This window comes from Mesorhizobium sp. M1050, from assembly GCF_040318715.1.
Classification (GTDB): Bacteria; Pseudomonadota; Alphaproteobacteria; order Rhizobiales; family Rhizobiaceae; genus Mesorhizobium.
The window spans coordinates 23,277-43,518 of sequence record NZ_JAMYMV010000039.1 but is presented as its reverse complement, the minus strand read 5'-3'; the positions used below and the strand labels follow the sequence as shown (position 1 = coordinate 43,518).

Sequence of the window (20,242 nt, the reverse complement as noted above, 5' to 3'; positions counted from 1 at the left end):
AATGATGAACCTTGCCGAATACCGCAACCGTAGCAGCCGGCTCGCCGACTTCCTGCCCTGGGTGGCATTGGTCGGCGCCGGCGTTGTCCTCAACAAGGACGGCAGCTTCCAGCGCACCGCGCGCTTTCGCGGTCCTGATCTCGACAGCGCCGTTCCGGCCGAACTGGTTGCCGTCGCCGGCCGGCTCAACAATGCCTTCCGCCGTCTCGGCTCCGGTTGGGCGATCTTCGCCGAAGCGCAGCGCCATGCCTCGACCCGCTATCCCGACAGCAGCTTTCCGGATGCGGCCTCCACGCTGGTCGATGCCGAGCGAAAGGCGGGCTTCGAGGAGGCCGGCGCGCATTTCGAGTCCAGCTACTTCCTGACGCTCACCTATCTTGCGCCCGCCGAAGACGCCGCGCGAGCGGAAAGCTGGCTATACGAAGGGCGCGCGAAGAAGGGGCTCGACCCCCATGAGGTGCTGGCCGGGTTCGCCGACCGCAGTGATCGCGTCCTGCGCCTCGTCGAAGCCTTCATGCCGGAGTGCCGCTGGCTCGATGACGCCGAGACGCTGACCTATCTGCATGATTGCGTCTCGACCAATCGCCACCGTGTCCGCGTTCCCGAAACGCCGATGTATCTCGACGCCATGCTGGCCGACCAGCCGCTGACCGGGGGGCTCGTGCCGCGGCTCGGCGCCTCGCATCTGCGCATTCTCACGGTCACGGGTTTCCCGACCGCGACCACGCCGGGTCTGCTCGACGAACTGAACCGGCTGGCGTTCCCGTATCGCTGGTCGACCCGCGCGATCCTGCTCGACAAGACCGATGCCACCAGGCTGCTGACAAAGATCCGGCGTCAATGGTTCGCCAAGCGCAAATCGATCGCGGCGATCCTCAAGGAGGTGATGACCAACGAGGCGTCCGTCCTCGTCGACACCGACGCCGCAAACAAGGCCGCCGATGCCGACATGGCGCTGCAGGAGCTCGGCGCCGACTATGCCGGCATGGCCTATGTCACCGCGACGGTGACGGTGTGGGACGATGACCCCGGCATCGCCGACGAAAAACTTGCGCCTGGTCGAAAAGGTCATCCAGGGCCGCGATTTTACCGCGATTATCGAAACCATCAACGCCGTCGGCGCGTGGCTCGGCAGCCTGCCGGGTCATGTTTACGCCAATGTCCGTCAACCTCCCATCTCCACGCTCAATCTCGCCCACATCATTCCGCTTTCCGCGGTGTGGGCGGGGCCGGAACGGGACGAGCATTTTGCAGCGCCCCCTCTGCTCTTCGGCAAGACCGAAGGCTCGACCCCGTTCCGGCTTTCGCTTCACGTCAGTGACGTCGGCCATACGCTGATCGTCGGCCCGACCGGCGCGGGCAAGTCCGTGCTTTTGGCACTGATGGCGCTGCAGTTCCGCCGCTATGCAGGGTCACAGGTTTTCGCCTTCGATTTCGGCGGTTCGATCCGCGCGGCCGCACTCGCCATGGGCGGCGACTGGCATGATCTCGGCGGCGAACTCAGCGATGGGGCGATCGATAGCGTCAGCCTTCAGCCGTTCGCCCGCATTCATGATGTCCCCGAGCGCGCCTGGGCCGCCGACTGGATCGTCGCGATCCTGACGCGCGAGAATGTGACGATCACGCCTGAGGTCAAGGAGCATATCTGGACGGCGTTGAGCTCTCTGGCGTCGGCGCCTGTCGAGGAGCGCACCATCACCGGCCTGGTCGTGCTGCTTCAATCAAATGATCTCAAGCAGGCACTGCGCCCTTACTGCGTAGGTGGTCCATACGGACGCTTGCTTGATGCCGAGCGCGAACATCTCGGATCGGCCTCGGTTCAGGCATTCGAGACCGAAGGGCTGATCGGAACGGGCGCCGCTCCCGCGGTCCTGTCCTATCTCTTCCATCGCATCGAGGACCGGCTCGATGGCTCGCCAACCCTCCTCATCATCGACGAAGGCTGGCTTGCGCTGGACGATGAGGGTTTTGCCGGCCAGCTCCGCGAATGGCTGAAGACGCTGCGCAAGAAGAACGCCAGCGTCATCTTCGCCACGCAGTCCCTCAGCGACATCGATGGTTCGGCAATCGCGCCCGCGATCATCGAGAGCTGCCAGACTCGGCTTCTCCTGCCGAACGAGCGCGCCATCGAGCCGCAGATCACCGCGATCTATCGCCGCTTCGGCCTCAACGATCGGCAGATCGAGATCATCGCGCGGGCGATTCCGAAGCGCGACTACTACTGCCAGTCCCGTCGCGGCAACCGGCTGTTCGAGCTCGGTCTGTCGGATGTGGCACTCGCGCTTTGCGCTGTATCCGCGAAGACCGACCAGACGGCGATCGCCCGCATCTTCGCGGAACACGGCCGCGACGGTTTCCTCGCTGCCTGGCTCAACCACCGTGGCGTCGGCTGGGCCGCTGAACTCGTTCCCGCCCTAACCAGCCCCGCCCTCACCAACAAGGAGAAGTTCCCATGAAACTGCGTCGCTCCCTTGGCATGCGGCTCGCTGCCGCACTGCTTGTCGCGCCCGCCGCGCTCTCGCCCATGCTGGCGACACCCGCGCAGGCCTTGATCGTTTTCGATCCGTCGAACTATTCGCAAAACGTCCTGACCGCAGGGCGCTCGCTCGAGCAGATCACCAACCAGATCACTTCGCTTCAGAACGAAGCGCAGATGCTCATCAACCAGGCCCGCAATCTCGCAAGCCTGCCGTTCTCCTCACTGCAAGAGCTCCAGCAGTCCGTGCAGCGTACGCAGCAATTGCTCGGTCAGGCGCAGAACGTTGCCTATGACGTCCAGCAGATCGATCAGGCGTTCCAGCAGAAATACGGCAACGTCTCGATGTCGGCTTCGGACCAGCAACTTGTCGCCGAAGCGCGCTCGCGCTGGGGCAACACGGTTGGTGGCCTTCAGGATGCCATGCGGGTGCAGGCGGGCGTCGTCGGCAACATTGACACCAATCGCAGTGAGATGTCGGCGCTGGTCGGCCAGAGCCAGGGTGCGACCGGAGCGCTTCAGGCAACACAGGCCGGCAACCAGCTCCTCGCGCTTCAGGCGCAGCAACTCGCCGATCTCACCGCGGTCGTCGCCGCGAACGGTCGGGCGCAGGCGTTGCAATCGGCCGAGCAGGCCACCGCCGCGGACCAGGGCCGGGAGCAGCGCCGCCGCTTCCTGACCCAGGGCTCGGGCTACCAGCCCGGCAGTGCGCAGATGTTCTATGCCAAGAACTGAGGCCGGCGCGATGGAAGGCAAGCTCCTCGCTCGCATCGGCGCAGTCGTCTTCATCGCTGTCGCTTTGACAGTGACCGCAATCGAGATGAGCAGCAAGGACGATGAGCCTGACGCCCTGGCGACGCGGGACCGTTCCATCGCGTCACAAGATCCGCTCGCGGCCGAATTGTGTCGCTGTTCCGGGATCGGCGAGGCCGGTCCTCGCGATCCTGGTTGTCTGAAAGCCTGGGCAGAAAGCCGGCGCTGGTTTCTCGGTCAACGTGACTCGGCAACCGCGCCTGCTCCGGAGGCGCCGACAACGCTGTTTCCGAATGTTGCGGCGTCGGCTAACCGGAAAGAAGGGAAGCGGCCGGATGTGACCGCTCCCGCGATACAGATTGAGCCGCCCCGGCCGGAGGCTCGCTGACATGGGCGGCATGGGCGTCATCGACCATTTCCTCGAAGTCTTCACGCGCTACATCGACAGCGGCTTCGGCCTGCTCGGCGGCGAGGTCGGCTTCATCGCCACGACCCTGATCGTCATCGACGTGACGTTGGCGGCACTCTTCTGGTCCTGGGGTGCCGACGACGACATCATGGCGCGCCTCGTCAAGAAGACGCTGTTCGTCGGCGTCTTCGCCTACCTCATCTCCAACTGGAACAATCTCGCCCGCATCGTCTTTGAAAGCTTCGCCGGGCTTGGCCTGAAGGCCTCGGGTACGGGTTTTACCGTCAACGATCTCATGCGCCCGGGCAAGGTGGCGCAGACCGGGCTCGATGCCGGCCGGCCGTTGCTGGACTCGATCTCGAACCTGATGGGTTATTGGTCCTTCTTCGAGAACTTCATCCAGATCGCCTGCATGTTCTTCGCCTGGGCGCTGGTGCTGCTGGCCTTCTTCATCCTGGCAATCCAGCTTTTCGTCACGCTGATCGAGTTCAAGCTGACGACGCTCGCCGGTTTCGTGCTGATTCCCTTCGGTCTGTTCGGCAAATCCGCGTTCATAGCCGAGCGGGTGCTCGGCAACGTCATCTCGTCCGGCATCAAGGTGCTGGTGCTCGCCGTCATCATCGGCATCGGCTCGACGCTCTTTTCCGAGTTCACTTCGGGATTCGGTGGGACCACGCCGTCGATCGACGATGCCATGGCGATCGTGCTGGCCGCGCTGTCGCTGCTCGGCCTTGGCATATTCGGACCTGGCATTGCCAATGGTCTCGTCTCCGGCGGCCCGCAGCTCGGCGCGGGTGCGGCGGTCGGCACCGGGCTCGCCGCCGGCGGCATGGTCGCAGTGGGCGCAGCGGCCGGCGGCGCCGTCCTATCCGGCGGCGCGGCTGTCGGCGGCGGTGCGGCAGCGGCGGCCCGTGGCGGTGCCGCAACGGCGGGCAGGGCATCCACAGCCTACGGCCTCGGCGCGGCCGGACAGTCAGGCCTTTCCAGCGTCGCATCCGGGCTCGGCGGTGTCATCAGCGCCGGCGCCCAAGGGGCCATCTCACCGTTGAAGCGCGCGGCCGATCATGCAGCAGGCAGCGTGAAGCAGAGCTACCAGTCCGGCGCTCGCGCTGCCTTCGAGACGACGGGCGGATCCTCCACCGCCGGCACTATCGGCGCGAACGCCGGCGAAGCCGGCTCCGCTCCCGTCGCGTCCTACGCCACCGAAAGTCAGCCCGCCTGGGCGAAGCGCATGAAGCGCTCGCAACAGATGACCCATGGCGTCCAGGCCGCCGCCCACGCCGTTCGCAGTGGTGACAGCCATGGCAGCGGCTCCTCGATCAACCTCTCTGAAAGAGACTGACCATGTTCAAACGACCGTCCACGCACTATGGCAAATCCCCACAACCCGAGACGCCCTACCAACGCGCTGCCCAGGTCTGGGACGAGCGCATCGGTTCGGCTCGCGTGCAGGCGCGCAATTGGCGCACCATGGCCTTCGGTTGCCTGGCGCTCGCCGCGGGCTTCTCCGCCGCACTCATCTGGCAAACCGCCAATGGCTCGATCGTGCCCTGGGTGGTGCAGGTCGATCGTCTCGGCCAGGCGCAGGCTGTGGGGCCTGCCGTCGCCGACTATCAGCCGAATGATCCCCAGATTGCCTTCTACCTGGCGCACTTCGTCGAGCAGGTCAGGTCGATTCCCGCCGATCCGGTCATCGTGCGGCAGAACTGGCTGCGCGCCTATGACCTCGCGACGCAGGGCGGGGCGCTGGCTCTCAACGACTATGCGCGCGCCAATGACCCGTTCACCAAGGTCGGTAAACAGCAGGTCGCCGTCGACGTGTCGTCGGTCATCCGCGCATCGCCGGCAAGCTTCCGCATCGCCTGGGTCGAACGCCGCTATGAGGATGGCTCACTCGCTTCTACGGAGCGCTGGTCCGCCATTCTCACCATTGTCGTGCAGCAACCGCGCGACGCCGACACGCTGAGGAAGAATCCACTCGGCATCTACATCAACGCCATCAACTGGTCGAAGGAGCTTGGACAATGACGCCCACAGCCTGCAAAGCCGCCCCCTGGAAAGCAGGGCGTCAGGCATTCCTCATCCGCGCAATACCGGCTTTCCGCAAGACAGCCTTCCCGGCATTCCTGCTTTGCACTTCGGTGGTTAGTGGGTGCGCCACCAGGGAGAAGCCGCCGGAGATATCATATGACGATCCGATCCCGGCCGTGCAGGCGGTCGATCCGCCCCCGCCCGTCAAGGTGGTGGAACTGTCAAAGCCGCTGCCGCTTCCCGGCCAGCTGAAGCCGGTCGGCAAGGAGGCAAAGCCGGAGCCGGAACCGACCGATCCGACCGCGCGCGTGAACCTGGCCAATGCGGCCGCGCGGGTCCAGCCTGTGCGCAATGGCTTCATCAACTCGATGCAGGTCTATCCGTTCGTTGATGGTGCGCTTTTTCAGGTCTATGCATCGCCGGGGCAGATCACCGACATCGCGCTCCAGTCCGGCGAGCAGCTCGTCGGCTCCGGTCCCGTTGCCGCCGGCGACAACGTGCGCTGGATCATCGGCGATACCGAGAGCGGAGCGGGCGGGGCCAAGCAGGTCCACATCCTCGTCAAGCCGACGCGCGCCGACCTGATAACCAATCTCGTCATCAATACCGATCGGCGCACCTATCACATGGAACTGCGCTCGACGCCGTCGACCTATATGGCGTCGGTTGCCTGGCAATACCCGCAAGACCAACTCATCGCCTTGCGCAGGCAGAACCAGCAGGCTGAGGCTGCACAGCCGGTCTCGACAGGCATCGATCTTTCTCGCGTCAATTTCCGCTACCAGGTGACTGGCGACCGCGCACCGTGGCGGCCGCTGCGCGCCTTCGACGATGGCAAGCAGGTGTTCATCGAGTTCCCGCGGGGCATCGGCCAGGGCGAGATGCCGCCACTTTTCGTGGTCGGGCCGGAAGGCGACACGTCCGAACTGGTCAACTATCGCGTGCGCGGCAACTACATGATCGTCGACCGGCTGTTTACCGCCGCCGAGTTGCGCTTCGGCGCAGGCAAGAACCAGCAGCGCATCCGGGTCTCTCGTACTGATGGGGCAAGGAGCAGTCGATTTTCATGGATGCGTGGCGCTGGTGAGACCCCGCCAGCGACGTTCCTTCGAACAGACAGGGGAGGGCCGTCATCATGAGCGACAGATTGGATCCCGGGAAGCAAGAAGGCCGGGGGCCGGCGGATGACGCCCGGCCGGAGGCGTCGGTCGAGGATGAGGCCCGGCCGTTGACAGGCGATCCGGCCGCGGCCATGCGGCTGCGCGCCGAGCCGCCGCGCGTAACACGTCTGTCCCGCAAGGCGCTGGCCGGACTGGGGCTCGCCGCTAGCCTCGGTGTCGGCGGTGCGCTGATTTACGCGCTTCAGAACCGTCAGCAAGGCCAGGATCAGGAGCTGTATTCAACCGACAATCGTTCGACCCCCGATGGGCTCGCCGGCCTGCCAAAGGACTATGCCGGCGTTCCAAAGCTTGGCCCACCGCTTCCCGGCGATCTTGGCCGCCCGATCCTCGCAGCGCAGAATGGCGGCCCCTCGCTATCGACAGGTCCCGTTGGACCGGACCAGGAGGAGCAGCGCCGGGAACAGGAACTGGAATCGGCAAGAACCGCGCGTCTGTTCGCGTCCACTCAAACGCGGCCTGCAAGTGACGCGGCGGCCGCTCAGCCTGGAACAGGCACGACAGGCACCATCCCACAGACCGACCTCGCCAGCCTTGGCCTCGCGCCGCAACCTGCGACGCCCTCGGCGCAGGATCGCCAACTCGCGTTCCTCAATCAGCCGCCGGACAAGCGCACCGTCTCGTCGGATCGTGTCGCGCCGCCGGCGTCGAAGAACGTCCTGCAGGCGGGCGCCGTCATCGCGGCCGCCCTCATCACCGGCATTCGTTCCGACCTGCCGGGTCAGATCACCGCGCAGGTAACGGAGAATGTCTATGACAGCCCCACCGGCCACATCCTTCTCGTTCCGCAGGGCACGCGGCTCATCGGCCAGTATGACAATGGTGTCGGCTTCGGCCAGCGTCGCGTGTTGCTGGTATGGACCAGACTGATTTTTCCTAACGGCCGCTCCATCGTTCTGGAACGCGAGCCTGGCGCGGACGCCGAGGGCTATGCTGGCCTCGAGGACGGCGTCGATTATCACTGGGGCGAACTGTTCAAGGCTGCAGCACTTTCCACGGTCCTCAGCATCGGCGCGCAGGCAGGCTCATCAGGCCAGGAGAGCGACATCGTGCGCGCTCTGCGCCAGGGTGCGTCCGACAGCATCAGCCAGACAGGCCAGCAGATCGTCCAGCGACAGCTCAATATAGCGCCGACACTCATCATCCGACCGGGATACCCGGTGCGCGTCATCGTCACGCGCGATCTCGTGCTCGAACCTTACGGAGGCTGAAATGGCGAAGCTGAAACTGGGGCCAATCGCTGACGACAAGCCGGTCAAGGTCATGGTGGAACTCCCCGCGTCACTGCATCGCGACCTGGCCGCTTATGCCGAGATACTCGGCCGCGAAGCGGGGCAACGGCCCGCCGATGCGCCGCGCCTCATCGTCGCGATGTTGGCGCGGTTCATTGCGACGGATCGGGGCTTTGCCAGAGCAAAGCGTTCGGAGGGTGGTTGAGGGCCGGACGACTGAAGTCGAACCGCGTTAGTCGCGCCTCCGAGTCATGGCGTGACTTCAGAAATCGCGCCGCGGCGTCCCGAACTTCCTGCATTGAAAGGGGTAGGCCCGGGTCGCGTTACTGCCACCATGTTTCTTGCGGTCCCTACCAGCCGCAAAAGCGCGCGCTTTGGGTTCGATTCCAGCCACACTGCCTTGATCGAACTGACGCTGCTCTGGCCACTGATCGGTTTCCAAACCATGGCGTCGATGGCGACTGTCCTGGCAAAACCCTCGCCCGCCAGAGTCACGCCTTGACCGAGTTGCACCTTGAGGATGACCGTTGCTTCGCTGGCGCGACATATCTGGACAGTGGGGCCACCATTCGCAGCGATATGCTCCAGCAAACGCAGATCCCGGGAGGATCCGCCTGAAACCAGTAGACACGTACCTGCAAGATCTGCCCATGTAACCGCAGCCCTTTCAGCAAGCGGATGGCGGCAGGGCAGGAGAACGAACAAGCGCTCGTGCGCAAATATCTCGCTACGGCATAAGGCGGCGTTCTCAAGCCCGTGCGTGAAGACGATGTCGAGGCGCCGGCGGCGTATAGCCGCCAGGCACTGTTCGAGTGGAACGTCTTCGATCACGACGCACACGTCCGGATGCAAATGGCCAAAACGATCGATGAGACGTGCCACGAACGTGCGCCCCATCTGGGCGCATAACCCTATTCTGATCGTTTTGGCATCCTGGTGACCGCGACTACCTGCAGCCAATGCATCCTGCAAGCCTTCATAATGGGCCCGGACAAGATCGACCCAGGCCCGGCCTGCCTCGGTCAGCCGAACGCCATGGACGTCGCGGTCAAATAACTGCATGTCCAGCAATTGCTCGAGAGCGACGATGTTGCGGCTGACACAGGACTCCCTCACTCTGAGAACTCTTGCGGCCTGCCTGAGGCTACCATGATCGACAGCTGCGAAGACATGGTCCAAACGGCGGAGCGTGTTGTCGACCTGTCCCAAAGCGCAGGAGCCTATTCCTGCGCGGCGGGGACGCTAACGGGCAGGGGCGGACACAAGCTCGTTTCGTAGACGTACTCGTGCGGAATGGCCGGAGTGGCCATCTGGGAGAGGTACCGGTTTAGGTTTTCCTCGCTATTGCTCGCCGCGAGGCTGCAGAAATTTCCGCTGTTCCACGTCAGGGCGCAGTAGGTGAAATGCGCGCGTATTGCGTCAGCCATCTCTGCCAAAGTCACCTCATTGCCGAACATCGTGTCCAGAACGAGGGTTTGCTTCTTCTCGATTTCGTCTGGGGGAAAATAGCGCGCCTTGAAGCCGAAATCCTTCTGGTATTCGCGACGCCTGTAGTCCGGCTCCTCGGTTGCCCGGAACTTCTCGACGAAGACGAAGATTCCGTCTGCCTTGAGGTGCTGGGTCACGAACTCGATCTGTCCCGATCGATTGGGCGAGTACATCTGAAAGGTCGTATCTTCGAGAATAATGTCGAACCCGTGAGCGAAATTTGCCAGTCGCGGATCCGAGCCCAGGACGTCCTTGGTCAATTTGTGGAAGGGGCCGATGAAGAAGTCGGCGTGCGGCGGTTGGCCATAGGCCATGAAGCATTTGTAATTCTCCGCGTTCGGGCTGCACGACAGGGAGCGTACCTGTCCATCGGACAGTTCCGACAGTGTTCTCGCCATCGTGCCTTCCGCTGTTCCAAGGCTGTATAGCGAAAGCGGCGCGCCACGGTGCCGTGCGTATTTCAGCACTGCGTAGGCCATCCGGCACTCTTCCTCCAATCTATAAGGAATGCTGCCGTGATAGTGCTGGTCGAAAAAACCTTGTCGTGCCGCGTGCAGGCTGACCAGGTCGCGCAGCAGTTCATCGCTCGGAAGAAGGCGGGCGTCGGCGACGGGCTTGCGGATTGGCATCCCGCTCTTGCCAGCGGCGATCGCGGCGAAAAAGCCAGCCAGTCCGTTGATCCGTGGGCCATGGTCGCACTCAGCCAGAAAGTCGTTGAGTCCACGCATCGCAGTATGCCTCCAGCACCGTTCCATTGGTGAGATGCCGATACGTCGACGGGGGAAATTCCACTAAGATAAGTGTGGTCTAATATTTCGCCGGGCTCAAGTATTGGCTAAGCCAACTGGTAGGCATGCCGGATACAGGCGGCTTTCACTCGTTTGCCATTTTTTCGCTAAAGTCACATCTTCTACCAATCCAGAGTTATTTGCGTGTTGTTCAGCAACTCATGGTTCGCCACATCATGCGACGACTGGCCACTCGCCAGTAAGGAGGCTGTGGATACGTGAATACTCTTGCGCTCGACCCGACCGAGAACCGCCGTTCACGGCATCAGTCGCTTGCCCACAAATATGAGAATTGGGGGAGCGTGCGGGCGGACGTGGTCAAAAGAACCGGGCTTGAGCGCCAGGAGACAAGAATCCTCCAGCCAAACCATGTGTTCTTGATGAACCTGAAGGGCACGGCGTGCCGCGGAGAAGACATTGTGGATGGGCGCCGGATTGCCTTTTTGCCGCGCCGGGCCGGTTCGACAATCTTCATGCCCGCCGGCAGTGATTGGAGTGGGTGGGACGAGGGGGACGCGACCGCTTCCTACCTCCTGGTGTCGATTGAAAAAGGGTTCGCCGACGATGTGTTTGCGGGAATGGCTCGCCATCGCCCGGCAGTGCTGCCGCCTTCGATCGGATTTCGGGACGGCACTGTAGAGTTGGCGTTGCAGAGGATTGCCTTGGAGCTCAAGCAGCCTGACCCCATCAGCGCAACGATGGTGGAGTGCCAGGCCACGCAATTGCTCGGGCAAATGTTCAGGTTGAACGGCTTCCATCAGGAGCCGGCAAAAGGCGGTTTGTCATCGTTCGATCTCAAGCGGGCGGTGGACATGATCGAGACGTTGTCGGACGGCAGACCTACGCTCGCCGATCTGGCAAAAGAAATTGGGGTTAGCCGGTTCCATTTCTGGAGGGCGTTCAAGCAGTCGACAGGCATGACGCCGCATGCATTCATTGCGCAGCGACGGTTGGAGCAGTCCGCGGACATGCTGCGATCGACCAATCTGTCGGCGACGGAAATCGCGATGGAATGTGGTTTCGGCAGCTCGAGCCATTTCACGACCGCCTTTAAGCGGGCTTTCGGCGCAGGCCCCACGGAATTCCGTCGTAAGTGCAGAATCTAGGTCGCCGCCTGTCGGTTCTCAGCAAGTATCGGAAAACCCCAACGTCACAGTAAAGCAGGCTTGGCGGAAGAAGGTATCCATCGGCGGTCAGCCCGGGATACGCCGCTCATGTCAAACCTGGTTCGAAATCATCATGCCAAAGGACGGGCCGGCCGGTCCAATCTATGCCTCGGGTTCCTGGCCAGCACGCTATCGGCGGCCGTTGCCCGAAACGGCTTCTACATCGCCTCCGCCTGGATTCTCGTCGAGCGAGGATACGGAACCGCCGGCGTGGCGACGTTCCTTGCGATCGTCAGCGTTGTCGAATTCATCGCGAGCCCTTTGGCCGGCGCAGCGGCGGATCGATTTGACAGGCGATGCTTGAACGTTGCGGCAGACCTCAGCCGCTTTCTCGTTATGCTGGCTACCGCTTGCGCGCTCCTCTACATGGACGTGTTTCTGATCATCTGCCTGTCAGCGGCCCTCTTTTCGTTTTGCGACCGTGTCGCGCTAACGAGCTCTCAATCAATGATCCCCGTGATAGCTGACGGCCGCGATCTTGTAGCCACGAATTCCGCCGTCTTCTTCGTCATGCAGTTCGGCAACCTCGGCGCAGCTCTGCTTGCAGGGCCTTTGCTGCATGAGCGCTCCCCAGTCCTGCCATTCACCGTTCTTGCTGCCTTCTTCCTGTTTTCAGCGGGCTGCCTGACCATGATGCGGCTGGAACCGGTTTCGCGCGATGTCCGCATCGCCAAAATCCCTGCAGCCCAAATCGATCCGAGCCTGCGTCGTCTCAATGTCGTCTACACGCTTCTCTATACAAGCGCGGTGCTTGTCAGCGTCATGGGATCGAGCTTCGTCTTCCAGGAGCAGAAGGGTACGGCCGTGGATTTCGGCTACCTCGAGGCTGCATGGTCGGCGGGCTCACTGATCGGTGCGGTCTCTCTATTCCGGATTGAAAGAGCGATGAGTAGCAACGCGCGGCATCTCATGCTTTTGGGCTTAACGGCGCTGGTCCTCATGGCGCTGACATCTCTGCGCACGCCCTGGACAGCAATCCTTTTTGCAGCACTCGGATTTCTATACAATCTTGGACGCGTCAGCGTTGAAGTCACATTGCAGTCGCGTGTGTCGGTCTATCTGTTGGGCCGGGCAAAAGGCATTATGCACAGTGTGGCCGTGGCGCTCGGATTAATCGTCTTCGGCGTTGCCGCCGCTGTAGGAGATCGAGCATTTCCCTCGACGATTTTCTTCGGCTTCGGAGTGGTGCTCCTCATCAGTGTTTCGTGTTTGAGCGTCGGTGTAATTCAGACACAAGAAAAAGGTGAATCGTGAGGTGGAAGAGCTTACAGCAGGCGTAGATGCGAAACAGGCAGTCCTGGGGTCGCTGACGGCACTCTACCCCTGGATGAGCCCATACCATTCCCGGCCGATCCGCGATTATGCGTTTCGCGTGTTTACAGCGCCGGCTTCGGTTCCCATGCCAGAAATCCGGCTGCGAGCCTTCACCAAACTCCTCGACATCATCAGGAAGGCAGCGACACGAAACGGGTTGTCTGCCAATACGGCCTTGGAAATCTGCAGGGATTTCGAAAGGCGCCGCGTGTTGCAGACAGGCCCTCATTTGTTTCTCCTCATGGAGCCGGAAGCCTATTACACGCATATCTTCAGCCTCCTTGGTCTCTCGGCGCATGGCTGTTCGACCTATGTTTCCTACGCCGTCTCGACGGTGAACCTTGTTGAAAAGCCACGCAAGGGACCAGGCTGGCTCACCGTTGGCGGGAAGCCGGTCAACGTCTTCGGCCTCAGCCGCAGCCGGATGATCGGATACAGCCTGCTAGCCGGGCCGGGACCCTATAGGTTCGAGTTGTTGCCGAGGGAGCCGAACACTGAGGGCGACGCGGTCACGCTGCTTCGTAGCCTTCTGCCGAAGACGCAATTCGAGCGGCCCTCGCACGCCATCAAGGCAGCCAATCTCATCCTTTGGCCAAAAATGTTCGGAGGCCGCTTTGCGTTCCTGCAGATCGACGACGAGGATATCGCCGACCTGGTGGCCGACCATCTGTCGGACGAAAATTCCTGGCTACGCATGAGACTGCTGGAAGAACCGAAGTTCGCCTCCAATATCCTTGCCGTTCTCGACGGACTTGCGTCCGGCCCCTGGAGTGGCTGGCTCGCGCGCGGTACCGATTTCTTCTGGCTCTATGAAAATGGAAAACGCCTTCCGCTGCGTCTGATCGCGGGAGAACTCATCGATCCTGCGACCGGTATGAAGGTGGCGTGCTTCACAGCCCCCGACATCATCGAGCGGCTGGAAAACCGCAGCCTTATCCCGAATCTCCTGCTGATGTTTCTCGTGTTGTCGATCCTGCCCGGCGTGCGCGCGCTTGGAGGCAGCTATCAGCCGATCTACTATCCTCTGATGCGTTATGTCGTCTGCCGAGCGCTCGAGGCCGCAGGCGTGGATGAAGATCTTCGCCAGGCTCTCGCAACCGACGACGTACCGGGTGCTTGGGGACATCGGGTAATCGAGTGTGATGATGATCCGCTCGAGCTATTCCTAAATGGCAGGAACGGTGGATTGAGTGATCTTATCGGCCGTCTGGGCGACATTTCCTTCGCCGAGGCATGTGGAAGCATGAAAGGCTTCGTGACGGACCCGTCGTGGCATGGACTTCACAAACGACTTCGGAACGGGCTGATTGCGCCGACCGATGCGGAGTGGGCTTTTTCCTGAAACGTCTTATGCACTTCCAGTAACTGGCAGTTGTATGCCGGTGCGAATGGCTGCTTCGCGCCAATGTGGGTCGTTGAGCAGGCCATAGCCGCATCCCAAAAGCGGAAATCCGGGCGAACAGGCGAGAAGGCGCGTTGCGCCAGAGGCGGCCATTGGTTGTCACTTGCGGAACGACCGCTTTCTCCCCGTTGCGGCGATTTCGAGATAAGTCGGTGGCTTGGCTGCTTTGTGCCGACGGTTCGATGGGCCGTGTCGTGCGAAAGAGACCAGCGTGCATCCGACGCTAGCTTGGCCGATCGATCCACCGCACGATTTCATAGGCAGGCATCGGGCGGCGAAAACCCTTCAGCGTCAGTTCGCCAACAAGAACGGATTCGACCAGCGACTCGACAACTCCGAGGACCCGTTGGCTAACAAGAATCTGGCGCGATTTGGCCTCCTCGCACAATCGGGCGGCATGGTTCGACACAGTGCCGATGACGGCATAGTCCGAGCGCTGATCAAAACCGATGCGCCCGATGGTTGCGTGGCCCCTGGCAATGCCGATCCCAAAGCCAAGCAAATAGTCCCGCTTCCGCCATCGCTCCGAATGCTCGTCAATCGCGTCGCGCATCGCCGCAGCCATAGACACGGCCCTCTCGGAATGGTCGGCGCACGGGAGTGGATCGTTGAAAACCACGACGATACCGTCGCCCACGAACCGCTCCAAAGTCCCTTCGTAGCGCACGATCTGTTCGCCGAGACAGGCGTGATACTCGGCAAGAACTGTCATGACTTCTTCGGGTTCGGCGGTCTCTGCGAAAGCAGTAAAGCCGCGCAAATCGCAAAAGACAACGGTCACCTCGCGACGGTGACTTTGCAGAAGCGCGTCTCCATTGCCCGCCGCAACGATGAGGTCGGCGACCTGCTCGGGCAGGAATCGCCTGAGCCGCGCCATCCGCTCGAGCTCCGTCACCTGGTCAGCCACAGTTTGCTCCAGCGAGCGGTTCCAATCGGAAAGCTGCGCGGCCTGATCCTGAAGCAGTTGGGCCTGGGTTGCGACGGTGTCGTGAAGCGCCTTCTGGCGCAGCATCGAGCGCACCCGCGCCAACAGCGCCCTGTGCTCGAAGGGCTTTGTCAGGTAGTCGTCACCCCCAGCGTCCAGCCCCTCGACAACATCACGCGTATCGGCCTTCGCGGTGACGAGGATGACCGGAATCGCCTGCAGGGAGATATCCTGCTTGAGCAGGCGCACCACACTGATGCCGTCCAGCTTCGGCATCATGATGTCGAGCAGGATCAGATCCGGCGTGAGTTCGCGAGCTTTCGCAAGGCCCTCTTCACCATCTGCGGCGGTCGCCACTTCGTAGCCATTCGCCTCGAGGCGCATGCGCAGGATCTCGAGGTTTTCCGGAGTATCGTCGACCGCGAGAATGCGGGGCGGATTATGCAAGACCTTGTCTCCTTCAGGACAGGAACTGCCGAACCTTTGCGAGCAGCTCGCGCGGACTGAAGGGCTTGGCAATGTAGCCATCGCAGCCTGCAGCAAGGGCTTTGGCCTCATCGCCCGACAGCGCGTAGGAGGTGACGGCGATGATGGGGATGTGCCGCAGCGTTGGGTCGGCCTTGATGCGGCGGGCAGCTTCATACCCGTCGATCACCGGCAGCTGAATGTCCATGAGGATCAGGTCTGGCTTCTCGGCCGCGGCAGCAGCGACGCCGGCGGCGCCGTCCGCCGCCTCGATCAACTCGTATTCGGTGGTGCCGATGAGGTCACGGATGATCTGGCGGTTGTCCTCGGTGTCTTCCACCATCAGGATTCGTTTGCTCATGCGGCCCTCACGTCCTCTTGAACCCGGATCGGTATCTTCAGGCGGAATGTCGACCCTGACCCTAGGACGGACTCGACGTCTATGCTTCCGCCATGCATTTCCACGATACGCTTCGAGATCGCCAGGCCAAGACCTGTGCCACCCTTCTGCCTGGTGCTGCTGTTGTCGACCTGCTGGAATTCCTCGAAGATGAGAGCCTGGTCCTTTGACGCGATGCCGGGACCGGTGTCTCGGACGGTGATCTCGAAATGTCCGTCTACCGCATCGGCAAGAATGTCGACCGCACCCGTTTCGGTGAATTTGACGGCATTGCCTACAAGATTGAGCAGGACCTGCGTCAAACGGCGTTCGTCCCCGCGGCCGATTGGAAGGTTCTCGGCAACAGTCGTTGAAAGCTCAAGACCCTTCGCTCGTGCCAGCGGCTCGACAGCCGTAACGGTCGATCGAACAATCTGCGCGACGGAGTACTCCTCGATCGCTAGCGTGAGCTGGCCTGCTTCGATTTTGGACAGGTCGAGTACGTCGTTGATGAGCCCGAGGAGGTGACGGCCGTTTGCCTGCACGCGCGCGACGGTCGTCTTTGCCTTGTCCGGGAGTTCGCCGTAGATGCCGTCGACCAGCAGTTCTGTGAAGCCCAAGACAGAATTGAGCGGTGTCCTGAGCTCGTGACTCATATTCGCGAGGAACTGGGACTTGTGGCGGCTGGCTGCCTCCAGCTCCCGGCCTTTCTCCTCGATCTCGCTGAACAGCTTGGCATTCTGGATCGCGAGCACCGATTGGGCAGCGAAGGTCTCCAGCAGGTGGACGACTTGCTCATGGAAGGCACCTGGCTTGTGGCGCCTGACGACCAGTGCACCTACGATCTTGTTGGGCCTCAGCAGCGGGACGATCAGGATACCGCGATATCCGGCGTCGACGACCGTCTTTCTTACAACGAAGGACGAGGTCTCCTGGCTCAGGTCGGGAAACTGCACCGGCATGCAACGCCCGGGTGCGTCGCCGATCCCCATGTCGGCCAGCCCGATCGTCTGGTGTGAGACTGCGGCGATAAGCTCATCGCTCATACCGAAGTTTGCGCGCGGACGGAATTGCTGCCGCGTGCTGCTGAACACGTAGATGGTACCAGCATCCGTTTCCGACAACTGGACCGCCTTGGCAACGATCGTCTTCAGCACCGTGTCGAGATCCAGCGTCGAATTGACCGCCTTGCTCACCTCACCAAGCGCCTCGAGCTCACCAACAGACGCGGCAAGCTCGCGCGTTCGTGACTGCACCGCCTCGAAGAGCCGCGCATTCTCGATGGCGATCACCGCCTGGTCGGCGAATGTCTCGACGAGCGCGATCTCCTTGGGATTGAAAGATTGCGGCTCAACCCTCGTCATGACGAATACGCCAACGAGATCACCTTCCCGCAACAGCGGGGCAGCGAGGACGGTGCGGAATCCGCCTGCCTCAGCGATCAGCGCCACGCGGTAGTCCGGATCAGCGGTCACGTCTTCGATTTGCACGATCCGCCGTTCTTCGATTACGCGCCCTACGGCGGAGCCCCGGCCTGCGGCAAGCGCTGGAAGTGGATTGGCGTCGACATAGGCGCGGAAACTGGGCGGGTAGCCATGCGTCGACACATAGCGGAATACGCCATCCAGCAACTGCACGATACCACCCTTGTCGGCACGGCAGAGCCTGACAGCCGATTCCACCAACGTATCGAGCACGACCTGCAGATCGAAGGTAGAGCGGCTGATGACCTTCAGAACGTCTGCGGTGGCTGTCTGCTGCTGAAGGGCTTCGTCGAGCTGCTGGGTGCGCGTCTCAATCTCCTGATACAGGCGCCCCAGCTGGTCGGAGGTCCGGTTCACGTTAGCGGCGAGCACTCCAAGTTCGTCGCGATTGGCGACGGCAACTTGTTGGGCGAAGTCGCCAGCCGCTATCTGACTGAGACGCGCTTCGATCTTCTTGACTGGTTCGATCAACGACCAGGAGATGATGTAGCCGAGCCCCAACGCCAGCAGGATACTGCCCACCGCAAACGAGACCACGATCAGTCTGGACGTGCCGTACGCACCCTCGGTCGTTTCGATGGCCGCCACCATGTCGGCTTCGGCGATGTTGACCAGCTGGTTTGTCAGCCGCTCGAGGCGATCAGCCGACGGTATGATTTCATCAAGCTGAACCTTGCGCGCCTCCTCAGTGCGGCCGGCGCGAACAAGTTCTGCCACGTGCGTCACCCCGGCCGTCAGCCGTTCGTACTCTTGCCTGACCTGGCCAAGCACTTCCGCCTCGGCTTTGGCGACGAACTCCATGCGGTCTAGGTCGTAGCCGAACTGATTGAGCTGGCGCAGCGCCGCATCCAGCATCCGGTCGTCCTGAAGCAACAGGGCGGTGGAGATGCCGTAGAGCTGGGTGGTCGTATCGTGCTGTACCTGGCGGTAGGCCGCGATCCTGCGCTGCAGCTTGATCAGCTCGTTGGTCTGATCGTTCACCCCACTCAGCACCTGCAACCCGACGGCCCCGAGCACGATCAGCAGGCCGACGATCGACAGGAACGCGATCAGGAGCTTGGTCTGGACGCGCGCCGGCAGCCGGGCAACCCAGCCAACGAGCCGGTTCGTTATGCTATTTGGATTCGTCCACGAGGCTGACAAGGTCATCCCGGAACTCCTCTAGGTCGAACCGGACGCCAAGATACTGTACTCGCAAGATGCCATTGGGGTCTACGAGCGACGTCAACAAGGTATGGTCGACATCTCCGTTCGCCGCCTTCTTCGCGATGACCCCGTATTTCCGTCCAACCTCATGGACAATCGCCGGATCACCGGTAAGAAACGACCAACCCTTCAGATCGGCGCCAAAATTCTGCGCATATTCCTTCAAAACATCGGGCGTGTCGCGCTCCGGGTCGACGGTGATCGAAACGAAGGCGATCTTCGATCCGAACGTCGAGCCCAGCTTCTCCTGCACGCTGGCCATATGAGCGGTCAGCATCGGGCAGACGTCGGTACAGTACGTATAGATGAATGCAACGGCGACCACCTTGCCACGAAAGTCGTGCAGCGACACCGGCTTGTGGTCCTGCGATATCAGCGTGAAATCCGGTGCAGCGCCCATCATCGGCAGGCGCTCGCTGTCCCCGACGTGCGCTGACGCTTCGTGCGCAGAGGTGTGCGCAGGCTCAGCGACGAGGGCGAGGAGCAGCAACGCGCGCGTCGGCCAGCGGCTCACGTCTTCATCTCGCGCTTGAGCTCCTTAAGGAAACGCCAGTCGGTGCCGCGGTCCAGGATCTCCTGTGGCCTCATCGTGACCGCATTTGTCTCCTGCATACGCAGCGCATAGAAACGCAGGGAATCCTCGGGGTCATATTCGCGCCATTTGTCGTAGCGTATGTCGGAACGGATAGCCTGAAGCGTGTAGTCGCTGGCGTAGCCTATATCGACCGCACTTTTCGCAACCGCTTCCGGATTGGTTATGCAGAGGTCCACGGCCTTGAGTAGCGCGCGCATGACTCGTTTGGTCGCAATCGGGTAACGTCCTGCATAATCTGCGGTGCTCGCGAGCATGCAACAAAAATACTGCGACCATGGTTTGTCGATCGCCGTGCTGACAAGTACATGGCCGAGCTTTCGCTCCCGCGCCTGCTGGGGCGTGGGCGGTCCGCCGAGGAACGCATCGATCTTACCCTCCGCGAGGCTTTGAACCGCATCGGGGGTTACGAGAGTTTCGAAATCCTTTGCCGGATCAAGGCCAACATAGGAAGACATCACATTCAGCAACAGATACTGGATGGTGCTGCCATCCACTCCGACCGTCTTACCCTTCAGATCAGGGATGCCAACGACCCGATCGTTTGCGATCAGCTCAAGACAGCCGACATGCAAGCCGGTCAAGACTTTTATCGGCGCGCCTTTTGCGATGTTAAGCACATGCGCGAGCGGGTAGTTCCAGTCGAAGTCGATCTCGCCGTGGCCGATCCAGTCCGACGAATCCGGGCCGGTGCCCGAAGACACGAACTCAACGTCGGTCAAGCCTTCGGCATGCAGAAGCTCGGTGGCCGCATACATCGGCGATTGGCAGTCCGAGACCTTGGCGAACACCGGCAACCGGACTTTCGTCGTCTCTGGCGCCGGCTCGGCGAGCCCCAGCCTCGGGGCTGCGACTAATCCCGCGGCACCCGCCGCGAGGCCGGCCATGAAGCGGCGGCGATTCAGGATGGTGTGCATGACGTTCTCCTCTTCAGCGGTCCTTCGCGCTGCGCCT

Annotated in this window: 17 protein-coding genes and 1 pseudogene; 11 read left to right on the top strand and 7 right to left on the bottom strand. The window is 61.9% G+C overall.

Translation table 11 applies throughout. From position 1 onward, the window contains the following. Nucleotide 1 precedes the first annotated feature (1 nt). The 8 genes and pseudogenes from trbE (at nucleotide 2) to NKH57_RS20625 (ending at nucleotide 8,284) form a co-directional block, all read left to right on the top strand. Nucleotides 2-2,456 (top strand): annotated as a pseudogene (trbE, locus tag NKH57_RS20660) (conjugal transfer protein TrbE). After that, entirely contained in the window at nucleotides 2,453-3,211 is a 759-nt protein-coding gene (gene trbJ / locus NKH57_RS20655) for a P-type conjugative transfer protein TrbJ (RefSeq protein ID WP_352946753.1), read from the top strand. Before trbE ends, trbJ begins: the two are co-directional and overlap by 4 nt. A 10-nt stretch (nucleotides 3,212-3,221) precedes the next feature. Next, complete coding sequence (trbK-alt, locus tag NKH57_RS20650; RefSeq protein WP_352946751.1) at nucleotides 3,222-3,617, top strand: putative entry exclusion protein TrbK-alt; 396 nt, start codon at nucleotides 3,222-3,224, stop codon at nucleotides 3,615-3,617. Nucleotide 3,618: 1 nt separating this feature from the next. Next, nucleotides 3,619-4,980, top strand: coding sequence for a P-type conjugative transfer protein TrbL (gene trbL / locus NKH57_RS20645; RefSeq protein ID WP_352946749.1), 1,362 nt, complete (start codon nucleotides 3,619-3,621; stop codon nucleotides 4,978-4,980). A gap of 2 nt (nucleotides 4,981-4,982) precedes the next feature. Further along, nucleotides 4,983-5,666 carry a conjugal transfer protein TrbF gene (gene trbF, locus NKH57_RS20640; protein ID WP_352946746.1) on the top strand — a complete coding sequence of 228 codons (684 nt, stop codon included), beginning with the start codon at nucleotides 4,983-4,985 and terminating at the stop codon, nucleotides 5,664-5,666. After that, on the top strand, nucleotides 5,663-6,808 hold the full coding sequence (trbG, locus tag NKH57_RS20635; protein ID WP_352946743.1) for a P-type conjugative transfer protein TrbG: 1,146 nt from the start codon (nucleotides 5,663-5,665) through the stop codon (nucleotides 6,806-6,808). Before trbF ends, trbG begins: the two co-directional genes overlap by 4 nt. After that, on the top strand, nucleotides 6,805-8,058 hold the full coding sequence (locus tag NKH57_RS20630) for a TraB/TrbI/VirB10 family type IV secretion system protein (RefSeq protein WP_352946741.1): 1,254 nt from the start codon (nucleotides 6,805-6,807) through the stop codon (nucleotides 8,056-8,058). The genes trbG and NKH57_RS20630 overlap by 4 nt, the downstream gene beginning before the upstream one ends. Nucleotide 8,059: 1 nt before the next feature. Then, nucleotides 8,060-8,284, top strand: coding sequence for a DUF2274 domain-containing protein (locus NKH57_RS20625; RefSeq protein ID WP_352946738.1), 225 nt, complete (start codon nucleotides 8,060-8,062; stop codon nucleotides 8,282-8,284). A 44-nt stretch (nucleotides 8,285-8,328) separates the two neighbouring features. Here NKH57_RS20625 and NKH57_RS20620 read toward each other — a convergent pair whose 3' ends face one another. Together NKH57_RS20620 and NKH57_RS20615 are read right to left on the bottom strand one after the other, a co-directional pair. After that, nucleotides 8,329-9,288, bottom strand: coding sequence for a LysR family transcriptional regulator (locus tag NKH57_RS20620; protein ID WP_352946736.1), 960 nt, complete (start codon nucleotides 9,286-9,288; stop codon nucleotides 8,329-8,331). An 11-nt stretch (nucleotides 9,289-9,299) separates the two neighbouring features. Next, complete coding sequence (locus tag NKH57_RS20615; protein WP_352946733.1) at nucleotides 9,300-10,295, bottom strand: class I SAM-dependent methyltransferase; 996 nt, start codon at nucleotides 10,293-10,295, stop codon at nucleotides 9,300-9,302. A gap of 278 nt (nucleotides 10,296-10,573) precedes the next feature. On the opposite strand from NKH57_RS20615, the gene NKH57_RS20610 reads away from it, so the two are divergent. From NKH57_RS20610 to NKH57_RS20600, 3 genes are all read left to right on the top strand, one after another. Continuing rightward, nucleotides 10,574-11,461: a helix-turn-helix transcriptional regulator gene (locus tag NKH57_RS20610; RefSeq protein WP_352946730.1), complete on the top strand. Its 888-nt coding sequence runs from the start codon at nucleotides 10,574-10,576 to the stop codon at nucleotides 11,459-11,461. 108 nt (nucleotides 11,462-11,569) lie between these two features. Then, nucleotides 11,570-12,775: an MFS transporter gene (locus NKH57_RS20605; protein WP_352946727.1), complete on the top strand. Its 1,206-nt coding sequence runs from the start codon at nucleotides 11,570-11,572 to the stop codon at nucleotides 12,773-12,775. Beyond that, nucleotides 12,765-14,177, top strand: a complete 1,413-nt coding sequence (locus tag NKH57_RS20600; protein ID WP_352946725.1) for a hypothetical protein — start codon at nucleotides 12,765-12,767, stop codon at nucleotides 14,175-14,177. Before NKH57_RS20605 ends, NKH57_RS20600 begins: the two co-directional genes overlap by 11 nt. Nucleotides 14,178-14,460: 283 nt before the next feature. On the opposite strand, the gene NKH57_RS20595 is transcribed toward NKH57_RS20600, so the two are convergent. From NKH57_RS20595 to NKH57_RS20575, 5 genes are read right to left on the bottom strand one after another with little or no spacing between them, the layout of a single operon-like run. Continuing rightward, on the bottom strand, nucleotides 14,461-15,609 hold the full coding sequence (locus NKH57_RS20595) for an adenylate/guanylate cyclase domain-containing protein (protein ID WP_352946802.1): 1,149 nt from the start codon (nucleotides 15,607-15,609) through the stop codon (nucleotides 14,461-14,463). Between the two features lie 13 nt (nucleotides 15,610-15,622). Then, a complete protein-coding gene (locus tag NKH57_RS20590; RefSeq protein ID WP_352946722.1) occupies nucleotides 15,623-15,988 on the bottom strand; it encodes a response regulator in 366 nt (121 codons plus the stop codon). Next, nucleotides 15,985-18,639 (bottom strand): GAF domain-containing protein, encoded by a 2,655-nt coding sequence (locus NKH57_RS20585; protein ID WP_352946720.1) that lies wholly within the window; start codon nucleotides 18,637-18,639, stop codon nucleotides 15,985-15,987. Before NKH57_RS20585 ends, NKH57_RS20590 begins: the two co-directional genes overlap by 4 nt. Continuing rightward, nucleotides 18,605-19,210, bottom strand: a complete 606-nt coding sequence (locus NKH57_RS20580; protein WP_352946718.1) for an SCO family protein — start codon at nucleotides 19,208-19,210, stop codon at nucleotides 18,605-18,607. The genes NKH57_RS20585 and NKH57_RS20580 overlap by 35 nt, the downstream gene beginning before the upstream one ends. After that, entirely contained in the window at nucleotides 19,207-20,205 is a 999-nt protein-coding gene (locus NKH57_RS20575) for an ABC transporter substrate-binding protein (RefSeq protein WP_352946716.1), read from the bottom strand. The genes NKH57_RS20580 and NKH57_RS20575 overlap by 4 nt, the downstream gene beginning before the upstream one ends. Nucleotides 20,206-20,242: the final 37 nt, after the last annotated feature.